Annotated in this window: 26 protein-coding genes and 1 pseudogene; 16 read left to right on the top strand and 11 right to left on the bottom strand. The window is 49.0% G+C overall.

Features of this window, described 5'->3' with window-relative positions:
- Positions 1–4: 4 nt before the first annotated feature.
- From IMQ56_RS03840 to IMQ56_RS03860, 5 genes are all read right to left on the bottom strand, one after another.
- Positions 5–1,294: an arsenic transporter gene (locus IMQ56_RS03840; RefSeq protein ID WP_039271233.1), complete on the bottom strand. Its 1,290-nt coding sequence runs from the start codon at positions 1,292–1,294 to the stop codon at positions 5–7.
- A gap of 40 nt (positions 1,295–1,334) precedes the next feature.
- Positions 1,335–1,655 (bottom strand): metalloregulator ArsR/SmtB family transcription factor, encoded by a 321-nt coding sequence (locus tag IMQ56_RS03845; RefSeq protein WP_015571018.1) that lies wholly within the window; start codon positions 1,653–1,655, stop codon positions 1,335–1,337.
- 180 nt (positions 1,656–1,835) lie between these two features.
- Positions 1,836–2,888 (bottom strand): tyrosine-type recombinase/integrase, encoded by a 1,053-nt coding sequence (locus IMQ56_RS23110; protein WP_000290933.1) that lies wholly within the window; start codon positions 2,886–2,888, stop codon positions 1,836–1,838.
- Between the two features lie 83 nt (positions 2,889–2,971).
- Positions 2,972–4,648, bottom strand: coding sequence for a DUF4041 domain-containing protein (locus IMQ56_RS03855; protein WP_025649891.1), 1,677 nt, complete (start codon positions 4,646–4,648; stop codon positions 2,972–2,974).
- A gap of 20 nt (positions 4,649–4,668) precedes the next feature.
- The gene (locus tag IMQ56_RS03860; protein ID WP_000107904.1) at positions 4,669–5,265 is read right to left on the bottom strand and encodes a phage repressor protein CI; all 597 of its coding nucleotides are present in this window, start codon (positions 5,263–5,265) and stop codon (positions 4,669–4,671) included.
- Positions 5,266–5,360: 95 nt separating this feature from the next.
- Here IMQ56_RS03860 and IMQ56_RS03865 point away from each other — a divergent pair, with 95 nt between their 5' ends.
- The 10 genes from IMQ56_RS03865 to IMQ56_RS03910 all read left to right on the top strand — a co-directional run bounded on the left by IMQ56_RS03865 (position 5,361) and on the right by IMQ56_RS03910 (position 11,016).
- Positions 5,361–5,582, top strand: coding sequence for a hypothetical protein (locus IMQ56_RS03865; RefSeq protein ID WP_000188448.1), 222 nt, complete (start codon positions 5,361–5,363; stop codon positions 5,580–5,582).
- Positions 5,583–5,614: 32 nt separating this feature from the next.
- Positions 5,615–6,124, top strand: a complete 510-nt coding sequence (locus IMQ56_RS03870; protein ID WP_000460897.1) for a phage regulatory CII family protein — start codon at positions 5,615–5,617, stop codon at positions 6,122–6,124.
- Between the two features lie 7 nt (positions 6,125–6,131).
- Positions 6,132–6,332 (top strand): phage filamentation protein Fil family protein, encoded by a 201-nt coding sequence (locus IMQ56_RS03875; RefSeq protein WP_000956182.1) that lies wholly within the window; start codon positions 6,132–6,134, stop codon positions 6,330–6,332.
- A complete protein-coding gene (locus tag IMQ56_RS03880) occupies positions 6,296–6,637 on the top strand; it encodes a DUF5347 domain-containing protein (protein ID WP_000963473.1) in 342 nt (113 codons plus the stop codon). Before IMQ56_RS03875 ends, IMQ56_RS03880 begins: the two co-directional genes overlap by 37 nt.
- A gap of 67 nt (positions 6,638–6,704) precedes the next feature.
- Positions 6,705–6,938 carry a DUF2732 family protein gene (locus IMQ56_RS03885; RefSeq protein WP_001244230.1) on the top strand — a complete coding sequence of 78 codons (234 nt, stop codon included), beginning with the start codon at positions 6,705–6,707 and terminating at the stop codon, positions 6,936–6,938.
- The gene (locus tag IMQ56_RS03890) at positions 6,938–7,165 is read left to right on the top strand and encodes a TraR/DksA family transcriptional regulator (RefSeq protein WP_000752619.1); all 228 of its coding nucleotides are present in this window, start codon (positions 6,938–6,940) and stop codon (positions 7,163–7,165) included. Before IMQ56_RS03885 ends, IMQ56_RS03890 begins: the two co-directional genes overlap by 1 nt.
- Positions 7,162–8,019, top strand: a complete 858-nt coding sequence (locus IMQ56_RS03895; protein ID WP_000104175.1) for a DNA adenine methylase — start codon at positions 7,162–7,164, stop codon at positions 8,017–8,019. The genes IMQ56_RS03890 and IMQ56_RS03895 overlap by 4 nt, the downstream gene beginning before the upstream one ends.
- Positions 8,016–10,430, top strand: a complete 2,415-nt coding sequence (locus IMQ56_RS03900; protein WP_196063707.1) for a replication endonuclease — start codon at positions 8,016–8,018, stop codon at positions 10,428–10,430. The genes IMQ56_RS03895 and IMQ56_RS03900 overlap by 4 nt, the downstream gene beginning before the upstream one ends.
- 153 nt (positions 10,431–10,583) lie before the next feature.
- A complete protein-coding gene (locus IMQ56_RS03905; RefSeq protein WP_001154431.1) occupies positions 10,584–10,772 on the top strand; it encodes a hypothetical protein in 189 nt (62 codons plus the stop codon).
- A 10-nt stretch (positions 10,773–10,782) separates the two neighbouring features.
- Complete coding sequence (locus IMQ56_RS03910; RefSeq protein ID WP_001217575.1) at positions 10,783–11,016, top strand: DinI-like family protein; 234 nt, start codon at positions 10,783–10,785, stop codon at positions 11,014–11,016.
- Between the two features lie 95 nt (positions 11,017–11,111).
- On the opposite strand, the gene IMQ56_RS03915 is transcribed toward IMQ56_RS03910, so the two are convergent.
- The 3 genes from IMQ56_RS03915 to IMQ56_RS03925 are packed head-to-tail and all read right to left on the bottom strand — an operon-like array spanning position 11,112 to position 13,862.
- Positions 11,112–11,795, bottom strand: a complete 684-nt coding sequence (locus IMQ56_RS03915) for a hypothetical protein (RefSeq protein ID WP_000756244.1) — start codon at positions 11,793–11,795, stop codon at positions 11,112–11,114.
- Positions 11,782–12,861: a hypothetical protein gene (locus IMQ56_RS03920; RefSeq protein ID WP_001085272.1), complete on the bottom strand. Its 1,080-nt coding sequence runs from the start codon at positions 12,859–12,861 to the stop codon at positions 11,782–11,784. Before IMQ56_RS03920 ends, IMQ56_RS03915 begins: the two co-directional genes overlap by 14 nt.
- On the bottom strand, positions 12,861–13,862 hold the full coding sequence (locus IMQ56_RS03925; protein ID WP_032323490.1) for a hypothetical protein: 1,002 nt from the start codon (positions 13,860–13,862) through the stop codon (positions 12,861–12,863). The genes IMQ56_RS03920 and IMQ56_RS03925 overlap by 1 nt, the downstream gene beginning before the upstream one ends.
- Before the next feature lie 416 nt (positions 13,863–14,278).
- Here IMQ56_RS03925 and IMQ56_RS03930 point away from each other — a divergent pair, with 416 nt between their 5' ends.
- Positions 14,279–14,572, top strand: a complete 294-nt coding sequence (locus IMQ56_RS03930) for a hypothetical protein (RefSeq protein WP_000849765.1) — start codon at positions 14,279–14,281, stop codon at positions 14,570–14,572.
- Positions 14,573–14,617: 45 nt separating this feature from the next.
- Here the strand turns inward: IMQ56_RS03930 and IMQ56_RS03935 are convergent, their stop codons facing one another.
- Positions 14,618–15,643: a phage portal protein gene (locus IMQ56_RS03935; protein ID WP_000520377.1), complete on the bottom strand. Its 1,026-nt coding sequence runs from the start codon at positions 15,641–15,643 to the stop codon at positions 14,618–14,620.
- Positions 15,643–17,409 carry a terminase ATPase subunit family protein gene (locus IMQ56_RS03940; RefSeq protein ID WP_001098406.1) on the bottom strand — a complete coding sequence of 589 codons (1,767 nt, stop codon included), beginning with the start codon at positions 17,407–17,409 and terminating at the stop codon, positions 15,643–15,645. Before IMQ56_RS03940 ends, IMQ56_RS03935 begins: the two co-directional genes overlap by 1 nt.
- 53 nt (positions 17,410–17,462) lie before the next feature.
- Here IMQ56_RS03940 and IMQ56_RS03945 point away from each other — a divergent pair.
- The 4 genes and pseudogenes from IMQ56_RS03945 to IMQ56_RS03960 all read left to right on the top strand — a co-directional run.
- Positions 17,463–19,268, top strand: a pseudogene (locus IMQ56_RS03945) (phage tail tape measure protein); the annotation flags it as partial.
- The gene (locus IMQ56_RS03950; RefSeq protein ID WP_000980403.1) at positions 19,265–19,750 is read left to right on the top strand and encodes a phage tail protein; all 486 of its coding nucleotides are present in this window, start codon (positions 19,265–19,267) and stop codon (positions 19,748–19,750) included. The pseudogene IMQ56_RS03945 and the gene IMQ56_RS03950, both read left to right, overlap by 4 nt.
- Complete coding sequence (locus tag IMQ56_RS03955; RefSeq protein WP_001011770.1) at positions 19,747–20,847, top strand: phage late control D family protein; 1,101 nt, start codon at positions 19,747–19,749, stop codon at positions 20,845–20,847. The genes IMQ56_RS03950 and IMQ56_RS03955 overlap by 4 nt, the downstream gene beginning before the upstream one ends.
- 90 nt (positions 20,848–20,937) lie before the next feature.
- A complete protein-coding gene (locus IMQ56_RS03960; protein ID WP_000972391.1) occupies positions 20,938–21,156 on the top strand; it encodes an ogr/Delta-like zinc finger family protein in 219 nt (72 codons plus the stop codon).
- Positions 21,157–21,391: 235 nt separating this feature from the next.
- On the opposite strand, the gene IMQ56_RS03965 is transcribed toward IMQ56_RS03960, so the two are convergent.
- Positions 21,392–23,077 (bottom strand): aspartate:alanine antiporter, encoded by a 1,686-nt coding sequence (locus IMQ56_RS03965; RefSeq protein ID WP_026080732.1) that lies wholly within the window; start codon positions 23,075–23,077, stop codon positions 21,392–21,394.
- 274 nt (positions 23,078–23,351) lie between these two features.
- Here IMQ56_RS03965 and IMQ56_RS03970 point away from each other — a divergent pair, with 274 nt between their 5' ends.
- The gene (locus IMQ56_RS03970) at positions 23,352–23,726 is read left to right on the top strand and encodes an inner membrane protein YbjM (protein WP_017384878.1); all 375 of its coding nucleotides are present in this window, start codon (positions 23,352–23,354) and stop codon (positions 23,724–23,726) included.
- The last annotated feature ends 25 nt before the right edge of the window (positions 23,727–23,751 follow it).

Raw genomic sequence — 23,751 nt, forward strand, 5'->3', positions numbered from 1 at the left:
CTCATTATGGTGTGAAGGAGAGACGTAGCGCGAGTGCGGCGAGCGTCACAAAGAGAACCGGCAGGGTCATTATGATGCCCGTCCTGAAGTAGTAGCCCCAGGTAACAGTCATGTTTTTCTGTGCCAGCACATGGAGCCAGAGCAGGGTAGCCAGACTTCCTATGGGGGTAATTTTCGGCCCCAAATCGCAGCCAATCACGTTAGCGTAAATCATCGCCTCTTTAACCAACCCTGTTGCAGCACTACCCTCAATGGAGAGCGCGCCAATCAGCACCGTTGGCATATTGTTCATTATGGATGACAGGAAGGCGGTGATAAATCCGGTTCCCAGCGTGGTGACCCAGAGTCCGTATCCGGCTAAGTGATCAAGAACGCCTGAAAGAGACTCCGTCAGCCCGGCGTTGCGCAGGCCATACACCACCAGATACATCCCCAGCGAGAAGATAACAATTTGCCACGGCGCGCCGCGCAGCACTTTTCCAGTGTTAATGGCGTGCCCGCGTTTAGCAACGGCAAACAAAATCAGCGCGCCAGTTGTTGCGATAGCGCTGACCGGGATACCCAGAGGTTCAAGCACAAAGAAACCGACAAGCAGTAGCAGCAGCACGATCCAGCCCGTTCTGAACGTTGGCAGGTCGTGAATGGCCCGTACGGGCTCGCGGAGTTTTGCCTGGTCATATTCGGGGGGAATTTCTTTTCGGAAGAACAGATGCAGCATCACCAGCGTTGCGGCAATCGCAGCGATATCAACCGGGATCATCACCGAGGCGTATTCGCTGAAGCCCAGCTTAAAGAAGTCCGCCGACACAATGTTGACCAGGTTGGAGACAATCAGCGGCAGGCTGGCGGTATCGGCGATAAATCCCGCCGCCATCACGAACGCCAGCGTAGCCTGCTTGCTGAACCCCAGCGCCAGCAGCATAGCGATGACGATAGGGGTGAGGATCAGCGCCGCGCCGTCATTGGCAAACAGCGCCGCCACGGCTGCGCCCAGCAGCACGATCCAGGTAAACAGCAATCGCCCGCGACCGTTTCCCCAGCGGGCAACGTGCAGCGCGGCCCACTCGAAAAAGCCGGACTCATCCAGCAGCAGGCTGATAACGATAACCGCGATAAACGTTGCCGTCGCATTCCAGACGATATTCCACACCACAGGGATATCGTTAATGTGGATAACGCCGCTCATCAGCGCCAGCGCGGCGCCAATGGTAGCGCTCCAGCCGATGCTGAGCCCTCTGGGTTGCCAGATGACCAGCACCAGTGTGAATAAAAAAATCCCTCCTGCCAGAAACATCTTTTACTCCATTATATCTGTTATTGTGAATATGTTTTGGTCAGCACGAGCCCGGAAGTCGGTTTTTCAGCTTCATACGCGTCTCTTCCCGCAGGCAGTTCCAGCTGGTGTCGATAACGGTTGCCGCCCATGCAGGCATGTTGGGAGAGAGACGGTAGTAGATCCACTTACCCTCGCGACGGTCGATGGCCAGCCCGGCCTCGCGCAGTAAGGCCATGTGGCGGGAGACTTTCGGCTGCGGCTCGTTGGTAGCGGAGCAGAGATCGCAGACGCACAGCTCGCCCGCTTCACGCAGAAGCATGACGATGGAGAGGCGCGTTTCGTCGGAGAGGGTTTTGAAGAGCTGAACGGGGTGAAGCATCGGATGATCCTGCGTACATTCATATGTGTTAAATCATATATGTTTGCAGAGCGAGGAGAAAGCGAAAATGGCAAAATGAGCAAGTTTCAGGCAACAAAAAACCCATTTATGTAAACGGGTTAATGAAAACAATAAGTTAGAGTAAAAACAATAAGTTGGGTTGGTGGTCAGTGGTGGTTATTACGGGGTAATGCCAACCGCTGCCGCCACTTTGTCGCCACTTGGCAGCGTTGCCAGAGGATTGAAACGGAGCGCCGTTTCCAGATGATCCGGTGCCAGATGTGCGTAACGCATAGTCATTTTTATATCGTGGTGTCCGAGAATTTTTTGTAAGGCCAGAATGTTTCCACCCGACATCATGAAGTGCGCCGCAAACGTATGGCGCAGAACGTGTGTGAGTTGACCGCGAGGGAGCACGATAGACGTTTTTTCCATCACGGATAAAAATTGAAAATAGCAGTCTGTGAAGAAATTGAACCCATCAAGCGCCATGATCTCTTCGTAAAGCTCTTTACTGATAGGGATGCTTCTATTTTTCTTCCCCTTCGTTCTTACAAAGGTAATTCGGTATTTGGTCACCTGTGAACGAGTAAGATTTATGGCTTCTCGCCAGCGTGCGCCTGTGCTTAAGCATATCTTAACTACCAGTGCCAGAATTGGGTCCTGACGTTTGCAATCAGCCAGTAATTCAACAATCTGCTCATGGGTAAGCCATGCCATCTCTTTTTCTGCGATGGTGAATTTTCGCATGTTCTCCAGTGGATTCGGATACGACCATTCGCCCAGGCGGGATAGTTCGCTAAAAACACTACTTAGATAGCTTTGCTCCAGGTTAATGGTGACCGGGCTTGCTCCTTTCTTCCATTTCTCGCTGAAGTAGATCTCACCTGTCAGGCGTTTATCTCGATAGTGGGCAAACATTTTAGAGGTTAGATCAGTTGCAAGGGGATTGCCCAGAGCGTCAACCATCAGCAGCAATTTGTCATAGACATGCTGCCCAGCTGTCAGTGATTTACCATGTAGTTTGAACCATAGCTCAACCACGTCTTTCAGTGTTCGACGATCCACTGATTCACCTAGCCAGGGCTTTGCTTCGGTTTCTTCCATCGTGTGACGCTCAAAAGCCAGTGCTTCGCCTTTGGTGGCGAATTGTTTACGCACACGACGTCCACTACGTCCGGCGGGGTAACATTCGCAAAGCCATTTTCCTGTGGTGAGTTTTCGTACTGCCATAAAAAAGCCCTCATATCAGAGGGCTAAATTTAACTGTATATACAACCAGTAATCAATGTGTGATTGCTATGAAACATACATTGCTAAGCAACATGTAGTTCATCGTTGGCGGAAGTGGCTGCTTTGCGTTCCTGCTCAATAGCTAGTGACTCTCTATATTCTTTCGCCTCTGCAAACATTGTCCAGTGGGCATTGATGTTCATATCTTCAATAACCGATTTAATTTCTTTAATATTTACGTTAAAAAACTCTTTTCGTGAGTTAATTTTATTGACCTGCTTTTCGTTGAAGACTTTATGCAGATGATTTTCTAATGACGGTGCATCATCACTATAAATCATCGCATGAACATCGAACGAAAAAGGAACACTAGCATCCCCAAGTTCACGAACACGATCAAGTGGTTCAAGGCGGCGTGTCATTCCAATTTTATATACATCTTCGCCAAATGAGCCAATATTGCTAATTATATAAACATGGCCTGATCTAGTTTGTTGAGCCATAGAAATAGCTCGTTGGTTTTTAGCTTCAGCTTCTTCATATTTTAACTGTAGTTCAGCTATTTTTTGCTCTAAAGCTAAGCGTTGTTCTTCATTTGCAAGCATAAGCTCTTTCGTTGCTTTATTTATAGCTTGCTGAATAGCTTTTTCTTCTTTTTCGGCTTCTTTTATCGCTTTTTCATACTCTCTACGAGCTCTTTCCTCTTCACGAAGCTGTTCTTTAATCCTTCTTTGCTCCTCTTTTTCTTCGAGCATAATTTCATTAACTGCAACTCCCCATTTTAGCTCGTTGAGTCGTGCCTGAAGATAGATGTCACTTATTTTTGCGGATCTAAAAGCAGAGCCATTATAATTTACAAGTTGAAATGCATCTTTTATTTCTTGGGAAAGTTTTCCAAAATTGTTGTGTTTGACTTTTGATAAAATACTGTCAACTCTTCCATTGAAGGCATCCAAAACAAAGTTGATAGCAGTATTACGCCTGTTTTGCTCAACATAATCACACGAAGCTGCTTTATTAGTTTTTATTAATGATTTTGTTAACTCCCTGGCTTTTTGTAATTCCTTGCCTGCATCTGTAAACTCATAATTTTCTGCCAATTCATCAAGTACACTACGGTTAGGGATGATCCATTCATCGCCATAACCTTCAATTTTATTTTTCATTGATTTGGCAACTGCTTCATATTTTTCTGCAAACTCTTTAGCTTCATATGCTGAACCAGCAATCTCTTTTGCTCTTTCTTCTGCATCGGAAATAATTTTTACTGCGTTGTCATTAGCATTTGAGATCAGCTCATTTGCTTTACTGTTGGCATTATCAAGACGTTCTTTGGCTTTCAGGCGTGCATCGCGAGCGTCTTTGGTGATTGCTATAGCTTCGCTATTAGCGTTGCTTATTGTTATCTGAGCTTGATAACTTGCTTCGTTTACTGTCTTAGCTGCCTTTATTTGGGCTTCTTCTATTTTTTGCCTAGCTATTGAGTCTGCATTTTTTATCTTATTCTCTGCCTCCATCACTGCGCTGTGCAATTCTTCGTATTGCCATAATGGTGCTGCTCGCCCTTCAAGCTCTGATAGATCTCGTGCAGTCTGTGCTAACTTTTCTTGATTTTCACTCAGTTGGCTGGAAAGGGCTATGTTGTTAGCCGTCAGGTTATCTATGGCGGCTTTGTGTTCTTTACTTTGCTTAAATAATATTATAGCTAGAACAGGGGCGAGAAATGCTAATAAGAATATAACGATGGAAAATGAATTCATTTTTAAATCCTTTTACTATATCAATTTGAAACTATTGTACTTCTTATACAAGCAACCACTTCAATATCAGAAAATGCACATTCAAAGCTATTCTCTGTAGTTGTAATTTTAATCATACCTTTTGGAAGCTTTGTGATTTTTCGAATGGAATAGGTTCCGTCGATGTTGATTAACCAGTGTCCATCAAGTACTTCAGAAAATTTTTGATCACAAATGTATGTGACAAGCCCATCCTGAATAACAATTGGTGATGAAAGATTTGCAGGAAGAAATGATGAATCGAATACATATGAACCATCTTCAATCATTTTGCCTGCGGTAAGGCGAAACTTGGGAAGCTCTTCTGTGGCTACTGTCAGCGAGCTTTGCTTAAGTCCTTGCCCGGTGGTTAACCATTTCAGTGAGGTTCCTGTTTCAAGAGCACATTGGATTATCCAGTCTGCAGGAAACGTATCCCGCAAATACCTGTTCGCCAGAGTGCTTTTTGATACTTCCAAGTGATCAGCTAAAGCCTGTCGTGTCGTAAAGCCATAAGCTTCGACTAATCGCTCAATCGCAGCCTTACCACCTTTATTGGGATTTATTTTGATCTCACTTGGGTACTTTGATGTTGACATATCTCTTTTGCGATCCTAGTATCAGTTTTGTCCCCATTTGGGTACTTGTCACGATTACTACAGGCTCACCACAAGCCAATAGGAGATGTTGCATCATGACCCCTAACATTTCAATAACTCTGAATACGCCACATGTCACAATTGAGCGTTATAGCGAACTTACTGGTCTTTCAATCGACACAATTAACGATATGCTGGCTGACGGTCGCATCCCTCGGCATCGCCTTCGGAAAGACAAGAAAAGAGAAAAGGTGATGATCAACCTTGCTGCTCTTACCGTTGATGCACTTACTGATTGCAATGTTGTATTCAACTAGTTCCATTTTGGGATACATCAGGGGTGTCGACCATGTTTGATTACCAAGTTTCCAAACATCCACATTTTGATGAAGCCTGTCGTGCATTCGCATTGCGCCACAACCTGGTGCAACTGGCAGAACGTGCTGGCATGAATGTGCAGATTCTGCGGAACAAGCTGAACCCATCTCAACCTCATTTATTAACCGCACCAGAAATCTGGCTGCTTACCGATCTGACTGAAGATTCAACGCTGGTAGATGGTTTTCTGGCACAGATTCACTGCCTGCCATGTGTACCGATTAATGAGGTTGCAAAAGAGAAACTGCCGCATTACGTCATGAGCGCAACTGCAGAGATCGGACGTGTTGCAGCAGGTGCGGTATCTGGTGATGTAAAAACTAGTGCCGGTCGTCGTGATGCTATCAGCAGCATTAACTCTGTAACACGACTGATGGCGCTGGCTGCTGTTTCATTGCAGGCCCGTTTACAGGCTAATCCTGCGATGGCGAGTGCAGTTGATACCGTGACTGGCCTCGGTGCTTCATTCGGTTTGCTGTGAGGTGCTTATGCTGACGAAAGAACCATCATTTGCATCGCTGCTGGTAAAACAAAGCCCGGCAATGCACTACGGTCACGGCTGGATCATGGGTGAGGATGGTAAACGCTGGCATCCGTGCCGTTCACAAGATGAATTGCTGGCAGAACTATCTACGAAAAAACGGGGGAACAAATGGCTATTGAAGGCGCTGCGGCGACTGTTCCATTAAGCCCCGGTGAACGCCTGAATGGACTTAATCACATAGCGGAATTAAGGGCGAAAGTTTTTGGTTTGAATATTGAGTCAGAGCTTGAGCGGTTTATTAAAGATATGCGTGATCCACGGGATATCAATAATGAACAAAATAAACGGGCACTGGCTGCCATATTCTTTATGGCAAAAATTCCAGCTGAACGTCATAGCATCAGCATTAATGAGCTGACCACTGACGAAAAGCGGGAGTTGATTAAAGCAATGAATCATTTTCGTGCAGTGGTGAGCTTATTTCCCAGACGGCTAACCATGCCGAATTAACCAACTAATGAAATTAATGGCGTAAACCCGCCGGGCATCCCTTTATCTAAATTCAGGAGCATTGCTTATGCGTAATATTGAAACCCTCACGACCAAAACCGGACCGGATGATGCAGGTCTTAATCTTTTACTGACAGAGGCTCGTCTGGAAGAACGCCGGGCAAGGGCTGAAGCAATGGCTGCTCGCCTCGATAGCCTGGCGTGTCATATCACCTCCCGCCAGCTAAACCACGTCGAAGCGGCAGAACTGCTGCGTGTGACTGCTGAAGCAATCCAGAACGAAGCGCAGGAGATCCACTGATGGCTGATGCAATGGATCTCGTACAGCAGCGCGTTGAAGAAGAACGCCAACGCCATATCCGTGCTGCCCGTGCCAAAACGCCGGGCGTGTCCCGCGTGCTTTGCGTTGAGTGTGAAGCGCCAATTCCGCCAGCACGCCGCCGTGCCATTCCTGGAGTGCAGCTTTGCATTACCTGCCAGGAAATCGCAGAGCTGAAAGGCAAACATTACAACGGAGGTGCTGTATGAGCACCATCCTGAAATGGGCGGGTAATAAAACCGCCATTATGTCCGAACTGAAAAAATACCTTCCTGCTGGCCCGCGACTGGTTGAACCTTTCGCGGGTTCTTGTGCTGTGATGATGGCGACGGATTACCCCAGCTATCTGGTTGCGGATATTAATCCTGATTTAATCAACCTCTATAAAAAGATTGCCGCTGATTGCGAAGCGTTTATATCTCGTGCCAAAGTTTTATTTGAGGAAGCAAACAGTGAGCTGGCTTATTACAACATAAGACAGGAGTTTAATTACTCAACTGAAATTACTGATTTCATGAAGGCGATATATTTCCTGTATCTCAATCGTCACGGTTACCGTGGTTTATGTCGCTATAACAAGAGCGGGTATTTCAACATTCCCTACGGTAATTATAAAAATCCGTATTTCCCTGAAAAAGAAATTCGCGCATTTGCAGAGAAAGCCCAGCGGGCAACGTTTATCTGCGCGAGCTTTGATGAAACGCTGGCGATGCTGCAGGTGGGGGATGTGGTGTATTGCGATCCGCCGTATGACGGTACGTTTTCCGGCTATCACACTGATGGTTTCACTGAAGATGACCAGTATCACCTGGCATCCATTCTTGAACATCGGTCATCAGAAGGACATCCGGTCATTGTTTCTAACAATGACACATCCCTGATTCGTTCGCTGTATCGCAATTTTACTCACCACTATATCAAGGCAAAACGCAGCATCGGCGTGTCAGCTGGCGAGGGTAAATCTGCAACAGAAATCATTGCTGTTTCCGGGCCGAGCTGCTGGTTGGGATTTGATCCTTCGCGTGGCGTGGATAGTTCTGCCGTGTACGGAGTGTGTGTATGAGTCATGACGATATGAACAATTGCAGCGGCTTTAACGAGGCCGCCGCAGCATTTTCATGGAACGGCTCGAAAAAGGCCATTAACCCTTATCTGGACCCGGCGGAAGTTGCGCCGGAGTCTGCACTTTCAAACCTGATCACTCTGTACGCTGCCGATAACGAGCAGGAACAACTGCGCCGCGAGGCACTGAGTGAGCAGGTCTGGGAGCGTTATTTCTTTAATGAATCCCGTGATCCTGTCCAGCGCGAAATGGAGCAGGATAAGCTCATTAGCCGGGCAAAGCTGGCGCATGAGCAGCAGCGTTTTAATCCGGACATGGTCATTATGGCGGACGTAAACGCCCAGCCTTCCCATATCGGCAAGCCGCTGATGCAACGTATTGAATACTTCAGCAGCCTGGGCAGGCCAAAGGCTTATTCCCGCTATTTGCGTGAGACGATTAAGCCATGTCTGGAGCGACTGGATTGTGTACGTGACAGTCAGCTATCTGTTTCTTTCCGTTTTATGGCAAGCCATCAAGGGCTGGAGGGTCTGCTGATCCTGCCTGAAATGAGCCAGGATCAGGTGAAACGCCTGTCCACCCTGGTAGCAGCGCATATGAGCATGTGTCTTGAGGACGCTTGTGGTGATTTGTATGCCACCGATGACGTTAAGCCAGAAGAAATCCGCAAGACATGGGAAAAGGTGGCAGCGGAAACCCTGCGTCTGGATGTTATCCCGCCTGCGTTTGAGAAACTTCGTCGGAAAAGAAACCGCCGCAAACCAGTGCCCTATGAACTCATCCCGGGTTCGCTGGCGCGTATGTTGTGTGCCGACTGGTGGTATCGGAAATTATGGAAGATGCGTTGCGAATGGCGGGAAGAGCAGTTGCGTGCTGTCTGCCTGGTCAGCAAAAAAGCATCCCCCTATGTCAGCTATGAAGCCGTGATGCATAAACGTGAGCAGCGCCGTAAGTCGCTGGAGTTTTTTCGTTCTCATGAACTGGTGAACGAAGACGGCGACACGCTGGATATGGAAGATGTGGTAAACGCCAGCAGCAGCAACCCGGCGCATCGCCGCAATGAGATGATGGCCTGTGTTAAAGGTCTGGAGCTTATCGCGGAAATGCGCAGTGACTGTGCCGTTTTCTACACTATCACCTGTCCGTCGCGTTTCCATTCCACGCTCAATAACGGCAGACCAAACCCGACCTGGACAAACGCGACGGTAAGACAAAGTAGCGATTATCTGGTCGGCATGTTTGCTGCATTTCGTAAGGCTATGCATAAAGCCGAGTTGCGCTGGTATGGCGTGCGGGTAGCTGAGCCGCATCATGACGGTACTGTGCACTGGCATCTCATGTGTTTCATGCGTAAAAAAGACCGCCGCGCCATCACTGCATTACTGCGTAAGTTTGCCATCCGTGAAGACCGCGAGGAGCTGGGCAATAACACGGGACCACGCTTTAAGTCTGAGCTGATAAACCCGCGCAAAGGTACGCCAACAAGCTATATCGCGAAATACATCAGTAAGAACATTGACGGGCGTGGTCTGGCTGGGGAGATCAGCAAGGAAACGGGTAAATCCCTGCGTGATAACGCTGAATACGTTAATGCCTGGGCGTCTCTGCATCGTGTTCAGCAATTCCGCTTCTTTGGCATTCCGGGGCGTCAGGCTTACCGTGAACTGCGATTGCTGGCTGGTCAGGCGGCAAGGCAACAGGGTGACAAAAAAGCAGGTGCGCCGGTACTGGATAACCCGCGCCTTGATGCCATTCTGGCTGCTGCTGATGCTGGTTGTTTTGCCACCTATATCATGAAGCAGGGTGGCGTACTGGTTCCCCGTAAATATCACCTCATCAGAACCGCTTATGAAATCAACGAAGAGCCAACCGCTTATGGCGATCACGGTATTCGTATTTATGGCATCTGGTCACCCATTGCAGAGGGCAAGATCTGCACTCATGCGGTGAAGTGGAAAATGGTTCGTAAGGCCGTTGACGTTCAGGAGGCGGCTGCCGACCAGGGCGCTTGCGCCCCTTGGACTCGTGGCAATAACTGTCCCCTTGCTGAAAATTTGTACCAACAAGGGAAAGACAAATCAGCTGATGGGGATACCAGAACGGATATCACCCGTATGGATGACAAGGAGTTGCACGATTACCTGCACAGTATGAACAAAAAAGAACGCCGGGAACTGGCTGCAAGGTTACGCCTGGTGAAACCGAAACGGCGTAGAGACTACAAACAGCGAATTACAGACCATCAACGACAGCAGCTCGTCTATGAACTGAAGTCCAGAGGATTTGATGGCAGCGAGAAAGAGGTCGATTTACTCCTTCGCGGCGGCAGTATTCCGTCAGGAGCAGGCCTGCGTATCTTCTATCGGAACCAGCGTTTGCAGGAAGATGATAAGTGGCGGGATCTGTATTAATTACGCGGGTTAACAATTCGTGCTCTTAATAATACCAGGCATATCAGGCTGATGAACGTAAAAAAACGTTTTACATCAGTAAGATTATTATATACTGTAAATATAAACAGTGGTTATGTGTACAGTATTGCTTGTGGTGTCATAGGAGGAAAAATGCAGGACTATTTTTTGGAGTCTTTGAAGCTCCAGCGCATTGATTTTTTTCTTAAGCTTGTAGCGGCTAGTGAGTGTAGTGATGAAGAGAAGGGGCTGGCTCTGCAGTGGGTTTCTGAATTGACTGATGAACTCATGGCAAAAATCAGAAGCCACGAATACAACCGCTCAATGGATGTCATCAGCTGAGGTGACTTTTATGCGCATTGAAATAATGATCGATAAAGAGCAGAAAATTAGCCAGTCTACCCTGGACGCCCTTGAATCCGAGCTTTACCGCAATCTGCGCCCCCTGTATCCCAAAACGGTAATTCGTATCCGCAAAGGTAGCTCTAACGGTGTGGAACTGACCGGACTGCAACTGGACGAAGAAAGAAAACAAGTGATGAAAATTATGCAGAAGGTGTGGGAGGACGATAGCTGGCTGCATTAAGAAACATTGTAGGCGTCAGAACTTGATTCTGACGCCTACGAGGTTGAACAACGAGTAAGGCGAGGCGTTAGGTGAAGTAACTCCTTATAAGCCATCTATGATTGAAGGGTGACTTTTTTTAACGTATCAAAAACGATTTTCGTAAACTCATTCTCATTTCTAACATCAATATAAGCAAGGCCGCTATTGGTGATCTTGAGCTTACCGGAATATTCTAATGAATTAACAGAGCAAACAAGCCTGTCAATTCTTATTTTTTTACCCTCTAATTCTTCTTTATAATACTTCCTAAGATCATTGCTGCCAATTATTTGCATTTTAGCTGTGGCGTAATCAGAAACTCTAACCCTTGAAATATCAAGTTGTGTTAAATTGATATTTACACTTGAAGATATTTCATTAAGCCAGTCTATAGGGTTTATGTCAATTTCTTCCAAACTAACACCTAAGCCAAGATTTTTTACCAAAGCCTGCGAAAAAGGCTTTAAAGTTCTGGGTGGGTTGGTAATCTGCATTACAGGAAGAGAGTCTAAAGCCACGCTAAAATTTGTGGTGCGATATTCGATTCTTTCAACGGTAGTTTCGCTTCCGTCAAAGCTTAATATTTTATCATGATAAACAATACGCTCGACAAAGCGACCATTTGCAAAATCATGGCGTATTTTATCAAAAATGAACCCTTTCCCTTTATCCTCTGTAAAAGAATCAAGAGAAAGACGTCTAACGGCTGTTTCAAACTCAAGCCGTATGTTTAACTTAAGCCATTTAACCTTTTTCATCTTCGTTCACCTCTGATCCTATTATTATATTATAGGCATTTTCAGCGGCGGACTCAATTAATTCACTAATATGTTTTTTCTCTTGTGCCGTTGCCGCGCGAATGGTTACATTGAAACCGTCTTCTTTTTGATTGTTTATACCTTTAATTTGATAGGCAAAGTCACAGCATTTTTCTGAGTCTTTGAAAAATGCTTCGACGTTGATTCTGTCTCCAATTCCACTTGTCGGCTTTGAAGACCATGCAATACGCCCGATATAATAACCTTTCTCATGTAGTTGAGAAAATATAGCTGAACTATTTACCCCTTCACCATTAAGGACGGCTTTCTTAACAAATCCGGTATCAATAGTTTCTTCCTTGTCTTCATCCTCACTAGCATCAGTACTGCGATTTAATTCGACTTTTGTTACGTCATCAGTCTCATAACCGCGTAGACCATTCATTAATTCCTGAAAAAACTGACTTCGCAATGTAGGATCAGTTATTGCTAGTAATGATATTTCGAAGCGCTCGATAGGTTCGGACTTGATTTTAGATAGCTCGTTTTGCAAGCTCTCAATAACTTTTTTTGCCTCGGGGTTTTGAGGCATACGTACTTCAACTTTGTCAGCTCCAGGGCGAAGTTCTATTATAACATTCCGCTTGTCGATCTGACGTAATGCAGTTTTAGACAGGTCTATTTCTTCATATTTGTATTCTACTGTAAGCGAGCCATCTTTTTTAGCTACAATATTCAGGCTTTGACCTTTACTAGGGGAGCATGTTTTTTTTAGTGCTTCAGCAGCACTTTTTAATTCGGCCTGATTTGTTGAGGTTTGGAAGCTCACACTAGTAGTGCTTTCCCTTGGGTCATATGTTTTGACTAGTTTTTTTATGTGTTCTAATTCATTAAATCCGTGAGGAAGTTTGGATATTTCCTCGATTAGTATTTCCTTGTCGAGTTCTGGTGATAAAAACACACCTCGATTCAACAATAATTCATGCAACTTTGCAGCGGTTATCCTTTTATGATGTAATGCATCATAAATATTTTTATCAGTTGCGAAATATAGTTTTTTAGCCATTATCGTTGCTCCATGCCGATTTGTTCAAGATTATATTCAACAACAATTTTGTCTGTCTTGTCGAAGTCAATTTTAAGAAAAAGTCTTTCATCCTCGCCTAAGAGCCAGTCTGTGCTGTATTTCTTTTTCGCTCTTTCAAAATGATGAATGGCATTTTCATTTGGGTGAATGTGACAATGGCGTAATACGATTGGTTTACCTTCGGTTAATATCTGATAAGTTGATAACATATCAAAGAAGTAAACGAATTCGTCTACTGAATCCCCCGGTTGATTGTAATAAATAACATATCCCTCAGGGTTTTTATCCCTGAGCCAACTGAAAGCCTCATGCTTTATTATAATGTATGGTGATGTTAATAATTCAATTGTTGCAGGTGTTGTCTGATTAATAGGGTGCTTTATTCTTGTTAGGGAAAGATCTGGATAATAATATGTGAACTTATCAGGTTGAGGAAGTTTGCCTGAACCAATTAACTTAGTTATGTCAGAAGATATGTTTATCAAATCTGATATTTTATAAGGGTCAAGCAAATGTAGTTTGATGTTTGGAGGGCAATTTATAGATGAGTGATCTAATTTTTTTGTAATATTCTCATAGAAGTCTTTATCATATAAATTATCATGGTTATATAAGAATAATAACCCTCTTACGTTATAACCTAAAGAATCATCATGAACATATTTCAATCGCCATTCTTCACTGACATTTGCACATTCGGTAGCTAAAGCAAGCGATGTTAAAGCTCCCTCGACTATTTTTTTCCCAATAGTACCTTCTGCATAGCTTTTGAGGTCTGTGTTGAGATAGACCATTTCCTCCTCATATGGATCTATGTAGAAAAATACAACATCGCTTGGATGTGTTTTCTTGGAATGAGCCTCTTGGCAACAATCCCAATTCATGTCCGCTCTAGCGGCACGATCCCATTTGAACACTGAGAAAATATCATCAGAAATCTTACCCGCGACTCGTTGTATAGCCGAAGTCTCTCCACCCATTTCAATCTCGCTCCTTTACAATTGCTGTGGCAATCTGCCTGAAAATCCATCTGACTTGATGAGTAATCTAACCATATGGTTCGTATGCGTTTGTTGCATGACTATAGCGCATGAAAATGAATGATCGCAAAAGGATCGTTTTTGCTCAGTCCCGCCAGTTCTGGCGGGCTTTTACTTATGTCATGCAGGTGCATGAAAACCACTACACAAAGCGGGCAGGCGTGGCGGGGATACGAGCGCGCGTAACGGGGCGAAAAAGTAATAATCCCGCGTATTGGAGAGATTGATTTGAAGTTTTCGGGATCGTGTTGCAATATATTGGCACACATTAAATGATGTTGATTTCATTGACTTAATGTGGAAATGGAACTGTGAAACAACATACGTCAGCGATGTTACTTTCAAAAGGATAGACAATGAAAACCATATACAACTATGACTTTCAATACTTACGTAAAGGGGATACGCGACCTCTTGATGATGGAGAGATTGTAAGATGTTCTTCGGAAGACAATCCACTCCTGATGCTTCCGAATGTTGGGGATTATGTCGACATTACCAACAATGAAGACCGTGAGTCGTTTGGTGGGAAAGTGAAATCAAGGTTATTCAGATATACTCGAGTAAGTGAAGACCATGTTATTTGCAACATCAATATTGTTGTTGAAGAGGTTGAAGACTCGGTGTGGGGCACACTTGTTAAAGAGTAAACAAAGCGCCTGCAGTAGCAGGCGCTTTCTGAGCCTAATCTATATCTAAAACATATAAGGTTCGAAGCGAATTATTTCTTCGCCCAGCCAGTCGTTAAGCTCCTGCAGTCGCTTCTGTAACGTCATCAGTTCGTTGCGGACAAAGACGCGGCTGGCTTTTTCAACATCACCAAATCCCCCAACATTACTCGGCATGATTCCCATCATTTGTGGCGGTACACGGTGCGCAGCCATCATGTCATCGCGGCTGACATTTTTGATATTCAGAAACTCATCCTTCGCCGCGACTTCTGACAACGGGATGATCTGAAGCCCGTCCTTTTTGCCGTTAGGCGAGTACATGAACAGATTGCGGAAGTTACCTGGTCCTTTGGCACTTTTCATCGCATTGCGAAGGTTGTTCACGTCCTCCTGGTTCTGCGCGGCATCGGTCATGTACATGATGAAGCCTGCATGACTGCCGTTAATGTAATACTTACGGCGGAACAGCGTGGCGGACTCGTTGAGCAGGGCTGACGGAATGGCAGAAAGATAACCTGGCAGGCCGTAGATCTCCTGGTTGATGTCCGGTTCCATCAGATGAAAAATGCTGCCTTTCGTGAACTGATACGGCTGGGTTGTCATACCGTATTGCACAAACCAGTAGGTATCCAGGTCTAACCCGCGTCGGGTGTATTTTGCCAGAGCAGGCTCAAGGGCGATAACTTCACCGAAACGGTTCGTGCGTTTCTCCAGGTAGGCGTTACCAAAAACCAGATAGTCCTGTACAAAACGCGAAAAAGCCTGCTGGCTGAGCAGCGGGTGAGGGATGTAGGTGCTGGTCAGAATGTTGCACTTCACTGCAATCGGTGAGCTGTGATGCACGGCGGCGCGGAAAGTTCGCGCCAGTCCGTCGAAACTCACAGGCGGCTCATACCAACGATCCATCTGTACGCATTCCACATAGTCCAGCAGTTCGCGGCGGTCCAGAACAGGAACGGGATCACCGAAGCTGAATGCTTCGGCTGAAGTCTGGCCTTTATGCTGGATCTGTTTCGTCGACGCAGCGCGGTTCTTCTTACTCTTTCCCATCAAAAAATCTCCACAATATTGCTGGTATTGGCGGACTCGCCCTGCAGTGGTTCGTTAAACAGTGCGTGCATTGTTGCCCAGGCCAGATCGGCATGGCTGGCTTCTTCGCTGCGGCTGGCTTCATAGGTCGGGCGGTTGCCACTGGCAGTGGTAGCGCGACGGATTGCCATAAATGACTGCGCAATGTCGGTGTGCCCGGCGTCAAACTCCAGACGGCGGTGGCTGATAATGTCGTAGGCCTTGAGTACCAGGGCGTTTTTAACGTTGGGGTTATAGACAAACTCCCTGACGGCAGGAAAAAACGCTTTCACGTTCTCGTAAACCCCGTGACCGACGCCGGTCGAGTCGATACCGATATAGGTCACGTTATACTGTTCGGTCAGTTTTTTGATGGCGTCAGCCTGGGCGCGGAAGTCCATCCCGCGCCACTGGTGACGCTCAAGAATGCGGAACTTACCACCCGGCACGGCTGGCGGAGCCACCACCACGCATCCGGCACTGTCGCCGTTCTGCGTACCTTTTGCCGGGTCATAACCGATCCACACTTCGCGCCAGCCAAACGGGCGCAGGGCCAGTGCATGAAAGTCGGTCCAGACTTCCCAGCTGTCCACCATGCACGCCTGCAGTTCGCTGAGCGGGAACACGGACGCGAGATCGTCCACGAACTCGCACATCAGCAGGTTCTGGTATTCGTCCGGGCTGTACTCCATGCGCAACTGGTCGAGATCGAACAGGTTACATCCGCCGCGCACCGCATCTTCCACGGTGACTATCTGGCGGTATTGCCCGTCTGCACACAGCAGGCCGGGAGCCAGATTGCTGTGGGACAGGTCGATGTCCACCTTATCGGCTTTGTTGCGCCCACGGTTGAACAGCGCACCGGACCAGAACGGATAAGCACTGTGGGTCAGGCTGGATGGCGTGGAAAAATAGGTCTGTCGCCATTTCTTGTGAATAGCCATACCGGAAGCCACTTTGCGCAGCTCCTGGAATTTCGGTATCCAGAAATATTCATCCAGATACAGGTTGCCGTGATAACTCTGGGCAGTGCGGGCATTGGTGCCGAGGAAATACAGTGTGGCCCCGTTGGGAAGCACCATCGGATCGCCTTTCAGCTCCACCTCCACTTCTTTGGCAAAGTCGATGATGTACTGTTTGAAGACGTGGGCCTGTGCCTTACTGGCAGAAAGGAAAATCTGGTTACGTCCGGTAAGCAGGGCGTCAATCAGGGCTTCACGGGCAAAATAGAAGGTCGCGCCGATCTGGCGTGACTTCAGCAGGTTGCGGATGCGGTTGGTTTTTCCGGCTTCCCACCAGTGGCGCTGGTAGTTGAACATGGAGGAATGGAAAATTTCTTCCAGCTTCTCAATCTGGTCATCGGTGAAAACATTCTTTTCAGGCTGACGGCGTGGGCCTTTGTTGCGGTTGGCGACGTTAGGGTTTAAGTCGGCTTCGTTGCCGCCATTGTTAAACTTGCCGATCCGCGCGTGGCGCTCAGACTGGCGCGCCAGCAGGTCAATCTCTTTGAAATCTTTCCCTTCTTTGTGCTCCTTCATGATGAGCTGGCAGTAGCGTGCGGCGGTGGTGAGCTGCATCTGATCCAGAGGCCCATAGTCACCCCACTTGTCGCGTTTTTTCCAGCTGTGAACGGTTGCAACTTTCTCGCCCAGCATTTCAGCAATGCGGGCTACGCGGTATCCCTGAAAGTACAGCAGCATGGCCTGCCGACGGGGATCGAGATCTGCGGGTGTCAGTGTGGTGTTCATGGCACAAACCTACAGCCTTGAATGAAGGCTTTCCCCGCCTGCGGTTTGTGTGGTTGACGAAGGATGCGATGGGAACTATCCAGCGCGTGCTGGAGAAGGTGAATGCGCTGCCACAGGATAAGCGCCTGTCTGCCATGACCATGTTGTTTGGTAAAGAGTTTGGCGATGACGCAGCGAAACTGGCAAACAACCTGCCGGAACTTCAGCGCCAGTTAAAACTGACAGCGGGCAATGATGCGCTCGGTTCCATGCAGAAAGAATCCGACATCAACAAGGATTCACTTTCTGCTCAGTGGTTGCTGGTCAAAACCGGAGCACAGAACACCTTCAGCAGCCTGGGGGAAACGCTGCGCCAGCCGCTGATGGATATTCTGTACACGGTGAAAAGCGTCACGGGGGCGTTGCGTCGCTGGGTGGAAGCTAACCCGGAACTGACGGGCACTCTGATGAAAGTAGCCGCTGTGGTAGCTGCCGTTACCGTGGGCCTCGGCACCTTAGCGGTGGCGCTGGCTGCAGTGCTGGGGCCGCTGGCAGTCATCCGTCTGGGATTCTCTGTGCTGGGTATCAAAACGTTACCTTCCGTTACGGCAGCAGTAACCCGAACCAGCAACGCGTTGTCCTGGCTGGCTGGCGCACCACTGGCACTGCTGCGACGCGGGCTTGCTTCATCGGGCAACGCTGCAGGTTTACTTACTGCGCCGTTGTCGTCTTTGCGCCGCACGGCATCACTGACGGGAAATGTCCTGAAAACTGTAGCAGGTGCGCCGGTTGCACTTTTGCGGTCTGGATTATCCGGTTTACGTGCGGTTGCTGTGATGTTTATGAATCCACTGGCGGTACTACGCGGCGGACTGGCTGCCACAGGCACGGTGCTGCGTATGCTCGCATCCGGTCCACTGGCGATGCTGCGCGTTGCCCTGTATGCCGTCTCTGGTCTGTTAGGTGCTCTGCTCAGTCCGATAGGTCTTGTGGTTACTGCACTGGCGGGTGTGGCGCTGGTTGTCTGGAAATACTGGCAGCCCATCACCGCATTTCTCGGTGGCGTGGTGGAAGGATTCAAAGCGGCGGCAGGTCCTGTCAGTGCCGCGTTCGAACCACTTAAGCCTGTGTTCCAGTGGATTGGCGACAAAGTACAGGCGCTGTGGGGCTGGTTTACTGATCTGCTGACGCCCGTTAAGTCGACCTCTGCCGAACTGCAGAGTGCAGCGGCAATGGGGCGACGATTCGGGGAGGCTCTGGCGGAAGGGCTGAATATGGTCATGCATCCGCTGGACTCCCTGAAATCCGGCGTTTCCTGGTTGCTGGAGAAACTTGGCATTGTCAGTAAAGAGGCCGCAAAGGCGAAACTGCCGGAAAGCGTGACGCGTCAGCAACCTGCGACGGTGAATGCAGACGGTAAAGTGATGATGCCATCGGGTGGTTTTCCGTCATGGGGATATGGCTTTGCGGGGATGTATGACAGCGGCGGGTATATCCCGCGCGGGCAGTTTGGCATCGTCGGTGAAAACGGGCCGGAAATTGTTAACGGCCCGGCAAATGTGACCAGCCGGAGAAATACAGCTGCACTGGCTGCCGTTGTTGCCGGAATGATGGGTGTTGCTGCTACGCCAGCAGAGCTTCCACCGTTGCACCCTTTGGCACTTCCCGCGAAAGGCGGTGAAGCGATGGTGAGTCGTGCAGCCACTGTGCTGCCCGTTCAACGGATTGAGGCACCGATGCAGATCATCATTCAGACGCAGCCAGGACAAAGTGCGCAGGATATTGCGCGGGAGGTGGCCCGCCAGCTTGATGAACGTGAACGCAGGCTGAAGGCAAAAGCCAGGAGTAACTACAGCGATCAGGGGGGATACGACGCATGATGATGGTGCTGGGATTGTACGTGTTTATGCTGCGCACCGTGCCGTATCAGGAGCTGCAGTATCAACGCAGCTGGCGACATGCGGCAAACAGCCGGGTAAACCGACGCCCGTCAACGCAGTTTCTGGGACCGGACAACGACATGCTGACGCTTTCTGGTGTTCTTATGCCGGAGGTAACGGGCGGCAGGCTGTCGTTGCTGGCTCTGGAGCAGATGGCAGAACAGGGAAAAGCATGGCCCCTGATTGAAGGCAGCGGCACGATTTACGGCATGTATGTGATTGAGGGACTGAATCAGACTAAAACGGAGTTTTTCCGCGACGGTATGCCGCGCCGGATTGAGTTCACCCTGTCGCTAAAACGCGTGGATGAATCCCTGTCCGATATGTTCGGTGATCTCAGTGCGCAACTGAATAATCTGCAGGGAACGGCAACATCTGCCTTAAGCGATATCAGTAAAACGGTGGGAGGGCTGCTGTCGTGAATTTCAGCTCTGAACTGCTTAACAAAGGCAACAAAACTCCGGCATTCAGCATCAGTATTGAAGGCAGGGATATCACCACTGTGCTGGACAACCGCCTGATGGGGCTGACGCTGACGGATAACCGGGGCTTTGAAGCGGACCAGCTTGATCTGGAGCTGGACGACGCCGATGGAAAAATCGTGCTGCCGCGCCGTGGGGCTGTCATTACGCTGGCGCTGGGCTGGAAGGGACAGCCGCTTTTCCCGAAAGGGGCATTCACGGTGGACGAGATTGAACACACTGGCGCACCGGATCGCCTGACTATCCGGGCGCGAAGTGCTGATTTTCGTGAAACGCTGAATACCCGCCGTGAAAAGTCGTGGCACAAGACCACCGTTGGGGAAGTGGTGAAGGAAATAGCTGCGCGGCACAAACTGAAGATGGCATTGGGTGAAGACTTGTCGGATAAACTCGTGGAGCATATAGACCAGACTAATGAGAGTGACGGCAGTTTTTTGATGCGGCTGGCGCGCCAGTACGGTGCTATTGCGTCGGTGAAAAATGGCAATCTGTTATTCATCCGGCAGGGGCAGGGTAAAAGCGCCAGCGGTAAACCACTACCGGTGATCACTATCACACGCAAGGACGGCGACAGTCACCGCTTTACCCTGGCAGATCGCGGAGCTTACACGGGCGTCATTGCCAGCTGGTTGCATACCCGCGAACCCGCGAAGAAAGAAAGCACCACGGTGAAGCGTAAGCGCAGGACTAAGAAGCAGAAGAAAGAGCCGGAAGCGAAGCAGGGCGATTACCTGGTGGGTACGGATGAAAACGTGCTGGTACTTAATCGCACTTATGCCAACCGGAGCAACGCCGAACGGGCAGCGAAAATGCAGTGGGAACGCCTGCAACGCGGCGTTGCATCATTCTCGCTACAACTGGCGGAAGGGCGGGCAGATCTCTACACAGAAATGCCTGTGAAGGTCAGTGGCTTTAAACAGCCGATAGATGATGCGGAATGGACCATTACGACTCTGACGCATACCGTCAGCCCGGATAACGGTTTTACGACCAGTCTGGAGCTTGAAGTGAGGATTGATGATTTCGAAATGGAATGATTCTTCGCAATGGAGAACTTTTAAGTTTGCAAAATGGAATAATGCGGTATCATTATTGTGAATTTAGCAAAAATGGGGAGAACTCGAAAAATGATGATTTGCCCACTGTGTGGAAGTGCCGCCCATACTCGCAGCAGTTTTCAGGTATCTTCATTGACCAAAGAGCGTTACAACCAGTGCCAGAACATTAACTGCAGCCATACTTTTGTTACCCATGAAACTTTTGTTCGTTCGATTGCAACGCCAAAAGAGTCAAATCCGGTTCAGCCGCATCCAATGAAATCAGGACAGGTGGCGCTCTCTCTTTGACGCTGCCGCCATTTTGTCGCCATCGTTAAAAAACAGTGCTTCTAACATCATGATTTTAAAAGGCATAAATTTCAGGCAACAAAAAACCCATCAACCTTGAACCAAAACGGCGGGGTTGATGGGCTCCACAAATTGGGGACATCAAAGAAAAGCAGTGGCACTAGTTATGACTGCACCCTGCGTAAAAAGTTCTGCGCGTAACGAAAATTTTTTCAGCCACACGCAAACTTGAGATTTATCCGAGTCCTGGCCAGATAATGATGATCAGCGTACCCGCCAGCGTCAGCAGCACGTTGGCGATTGCGTACGTGCCTGCATAGCCCAGCGCCGGGATATTGCTGCGCGCGGTGTCGCTGATGATCTCCATCGCCGGTGCGCAGGTGCGCGCGCCCATCATCGCGCCGAAGAGCAGGGCGCGGTTCATGCGCAGCACGTAGGCGCCGAACAGGAAACAGATCACCACCGGTACCAGGCTGACGATAAGTCCGGAAACCAACATTTGCCAGCCGACCGCGCCCAGGCCGTTGCCAATGCCGCTCCCGGCGCTTAATCCGACACCCGCCATAAAGACCATCAGACCGAACTCTTTCACCATGTTCAGCGCCCCCTGAGGGATATAGCCGAAGGTGGGATGGTTCGCTCGCAGGAAGCCCAGCATGATCCCGGCGAACAGCAGACCGGCTGCGTTACCAATGCCGAAGCTAAAGTTGCTGAACTGGAAGGTGATCATCCCGATCATCAGGCCGACAATGAAGAAGGCGCAGAAGGCTAACAGGTCCGTCACCTGGCTGTGGATCGAGATAAAGCCGATACGGTCGGCAACGGTTTTAACCCGTCGGGCATCGCCGCTGACCTGCAACACATCGCCTTTATTGAGCACCACGTTATCGTCGATAGGCATTTCAATCTGGCTGCGGATCACGCGGTTGAGGAAACAACCGTGGTCGGTCAGCTTCAGCTGTGCCAGACGGCGGCCCACGGCGTTGTGGTTTTTCACCACAATCTCTTCGGTGACGATACGCATGTCCAGCAGGTCGCGGTCAAACACCTCTTTCCCGTTGCGGAAGCTCGGATCGAGACGCGCGTGGGCGTCCGGGTAGCCAACAAGGGCGATGTCATCGCCCATCTGGAGCACCGCGTCACCGTCCGGGTTTGCCAGAATGCCGTTACGACGGATACGTTCGATGTAGCAGCCGGTCTGACGGTAGATCCCCAGCTCGCGCAGGTTTTTCCCGTCGGTCCAGGCAACCAGCTCCGGCCCAACGCGGTAGGCGCGGATCACCGGCAGGTAAACTTTACGTTTGGAGTCCGTGTCCAGGCCGCGCTCGCGGGCGATGGTCTGGGCGCTGGTCTGAAGATCCTGATGCTGAAGTTTTGGCAGATAGCGCGCGCCAACAATCAGGCTCACCAGACCAATCAGATAGGTCAGGGCATAGCCCAGACTCAGGTTGTCTAGCGCGGAGGAAAGCTGCGTGCCTGCCATGCCAGAATGACGAAGCGTATCCCCCGCGCCAACAAGCACCGGCGTGGAGGTCATCGAGCCTGCCAGCATACCGGCCGTTAAGCCGATGTCCCAGCCAAACAGTTTGCCCAGCCCTAACGCAATCAGCAGGGCGCTGCCGACCATCACCAGCGCCAGCATCAGGTAATTTTTGCCGTCTCGGAAGAAAATGGAAAAAAAGTTCGGACCGGCTTCCACGCCTACGCAAAAAATAAACAGCATGAAACCTAAGTTAAGCGCGTCCGTGTTAATACTGAAATGTTGTTGACCTAATAACAGGGAGACGACTAAAACGCCAATGGAATTACCAAGTTGAACTGAACCCAGGCGTAATTTACCCAGACAAAGGCCCAGCGCCAGTACCACAAATAATAACAGGATGTAATTCCCATTTAACAAGTCTGCGACGTTTATATTCACGGAGGCTAACTTCTTGTTTACCAGTAAGTTGTTGAATGAAAGGACTATTTGGGCTACTGTTTTCAGAGTCAGGGAATCACTTTGCATCTCCCTGCTTCCTGATAAATACCCTAAACACTAGCAGTCGGTTAGTTTAATCGTAATAGCTACCGACAGCCACCTATTATCGCACGACTTCTGTGCGTGCTTTGGCAAGGATTGCCGCATTGCTTTATCTGACTGGGCGTCCACCGGACGATTTTTGTATTTGATAGAGATAAGTCAGGAGGATAGTTTGAACTTTAAACGAAACTGGGCTGGCGTAATCAGCTGTTTTTTGCTGTTTACGGTCGTTTGCATGTCGCTCGCTTTTAACGTGAAAGGCGCCTTCAGAGCGTCCGGTCATCCCGAGCTGGGCCTGTTGTTCTTCATCCTGCCGGGGGTAGTCGCCGGTTTTCTCTCGCGTAAAGGCGAGGTGGTGATGCCGCTTATTGGGGCAATGCTTGCGGCCCCGCTCTGCCTGCTTCTGATGCGCGTGCTGTTTCTCTCGTCGAGAAGCGTCTGGCAGGAAGTGGCGTGGCTACTGAGTGGCGTTTTCTGGTGTGCGCTGGGCGCGCTCTGTTTCTTATTTACGCGCAGCCTGCTGCAACAGCGGAAGCACCGTAAATAAAAACGCCCTCAGGGTGAGGGCGTCT

The sequence above is a fragment of the Enterobacter sp. Res13-Sevr-PEC09-46 genome, from assembly GCF_015672585.1.
Lineage (GTDB): Bacteria > Pseudomonadota > Gammaproteobacteria > Enterobacterales > Enterobacteriaceae > Enterobacter > Enterobacter hormaechei_C.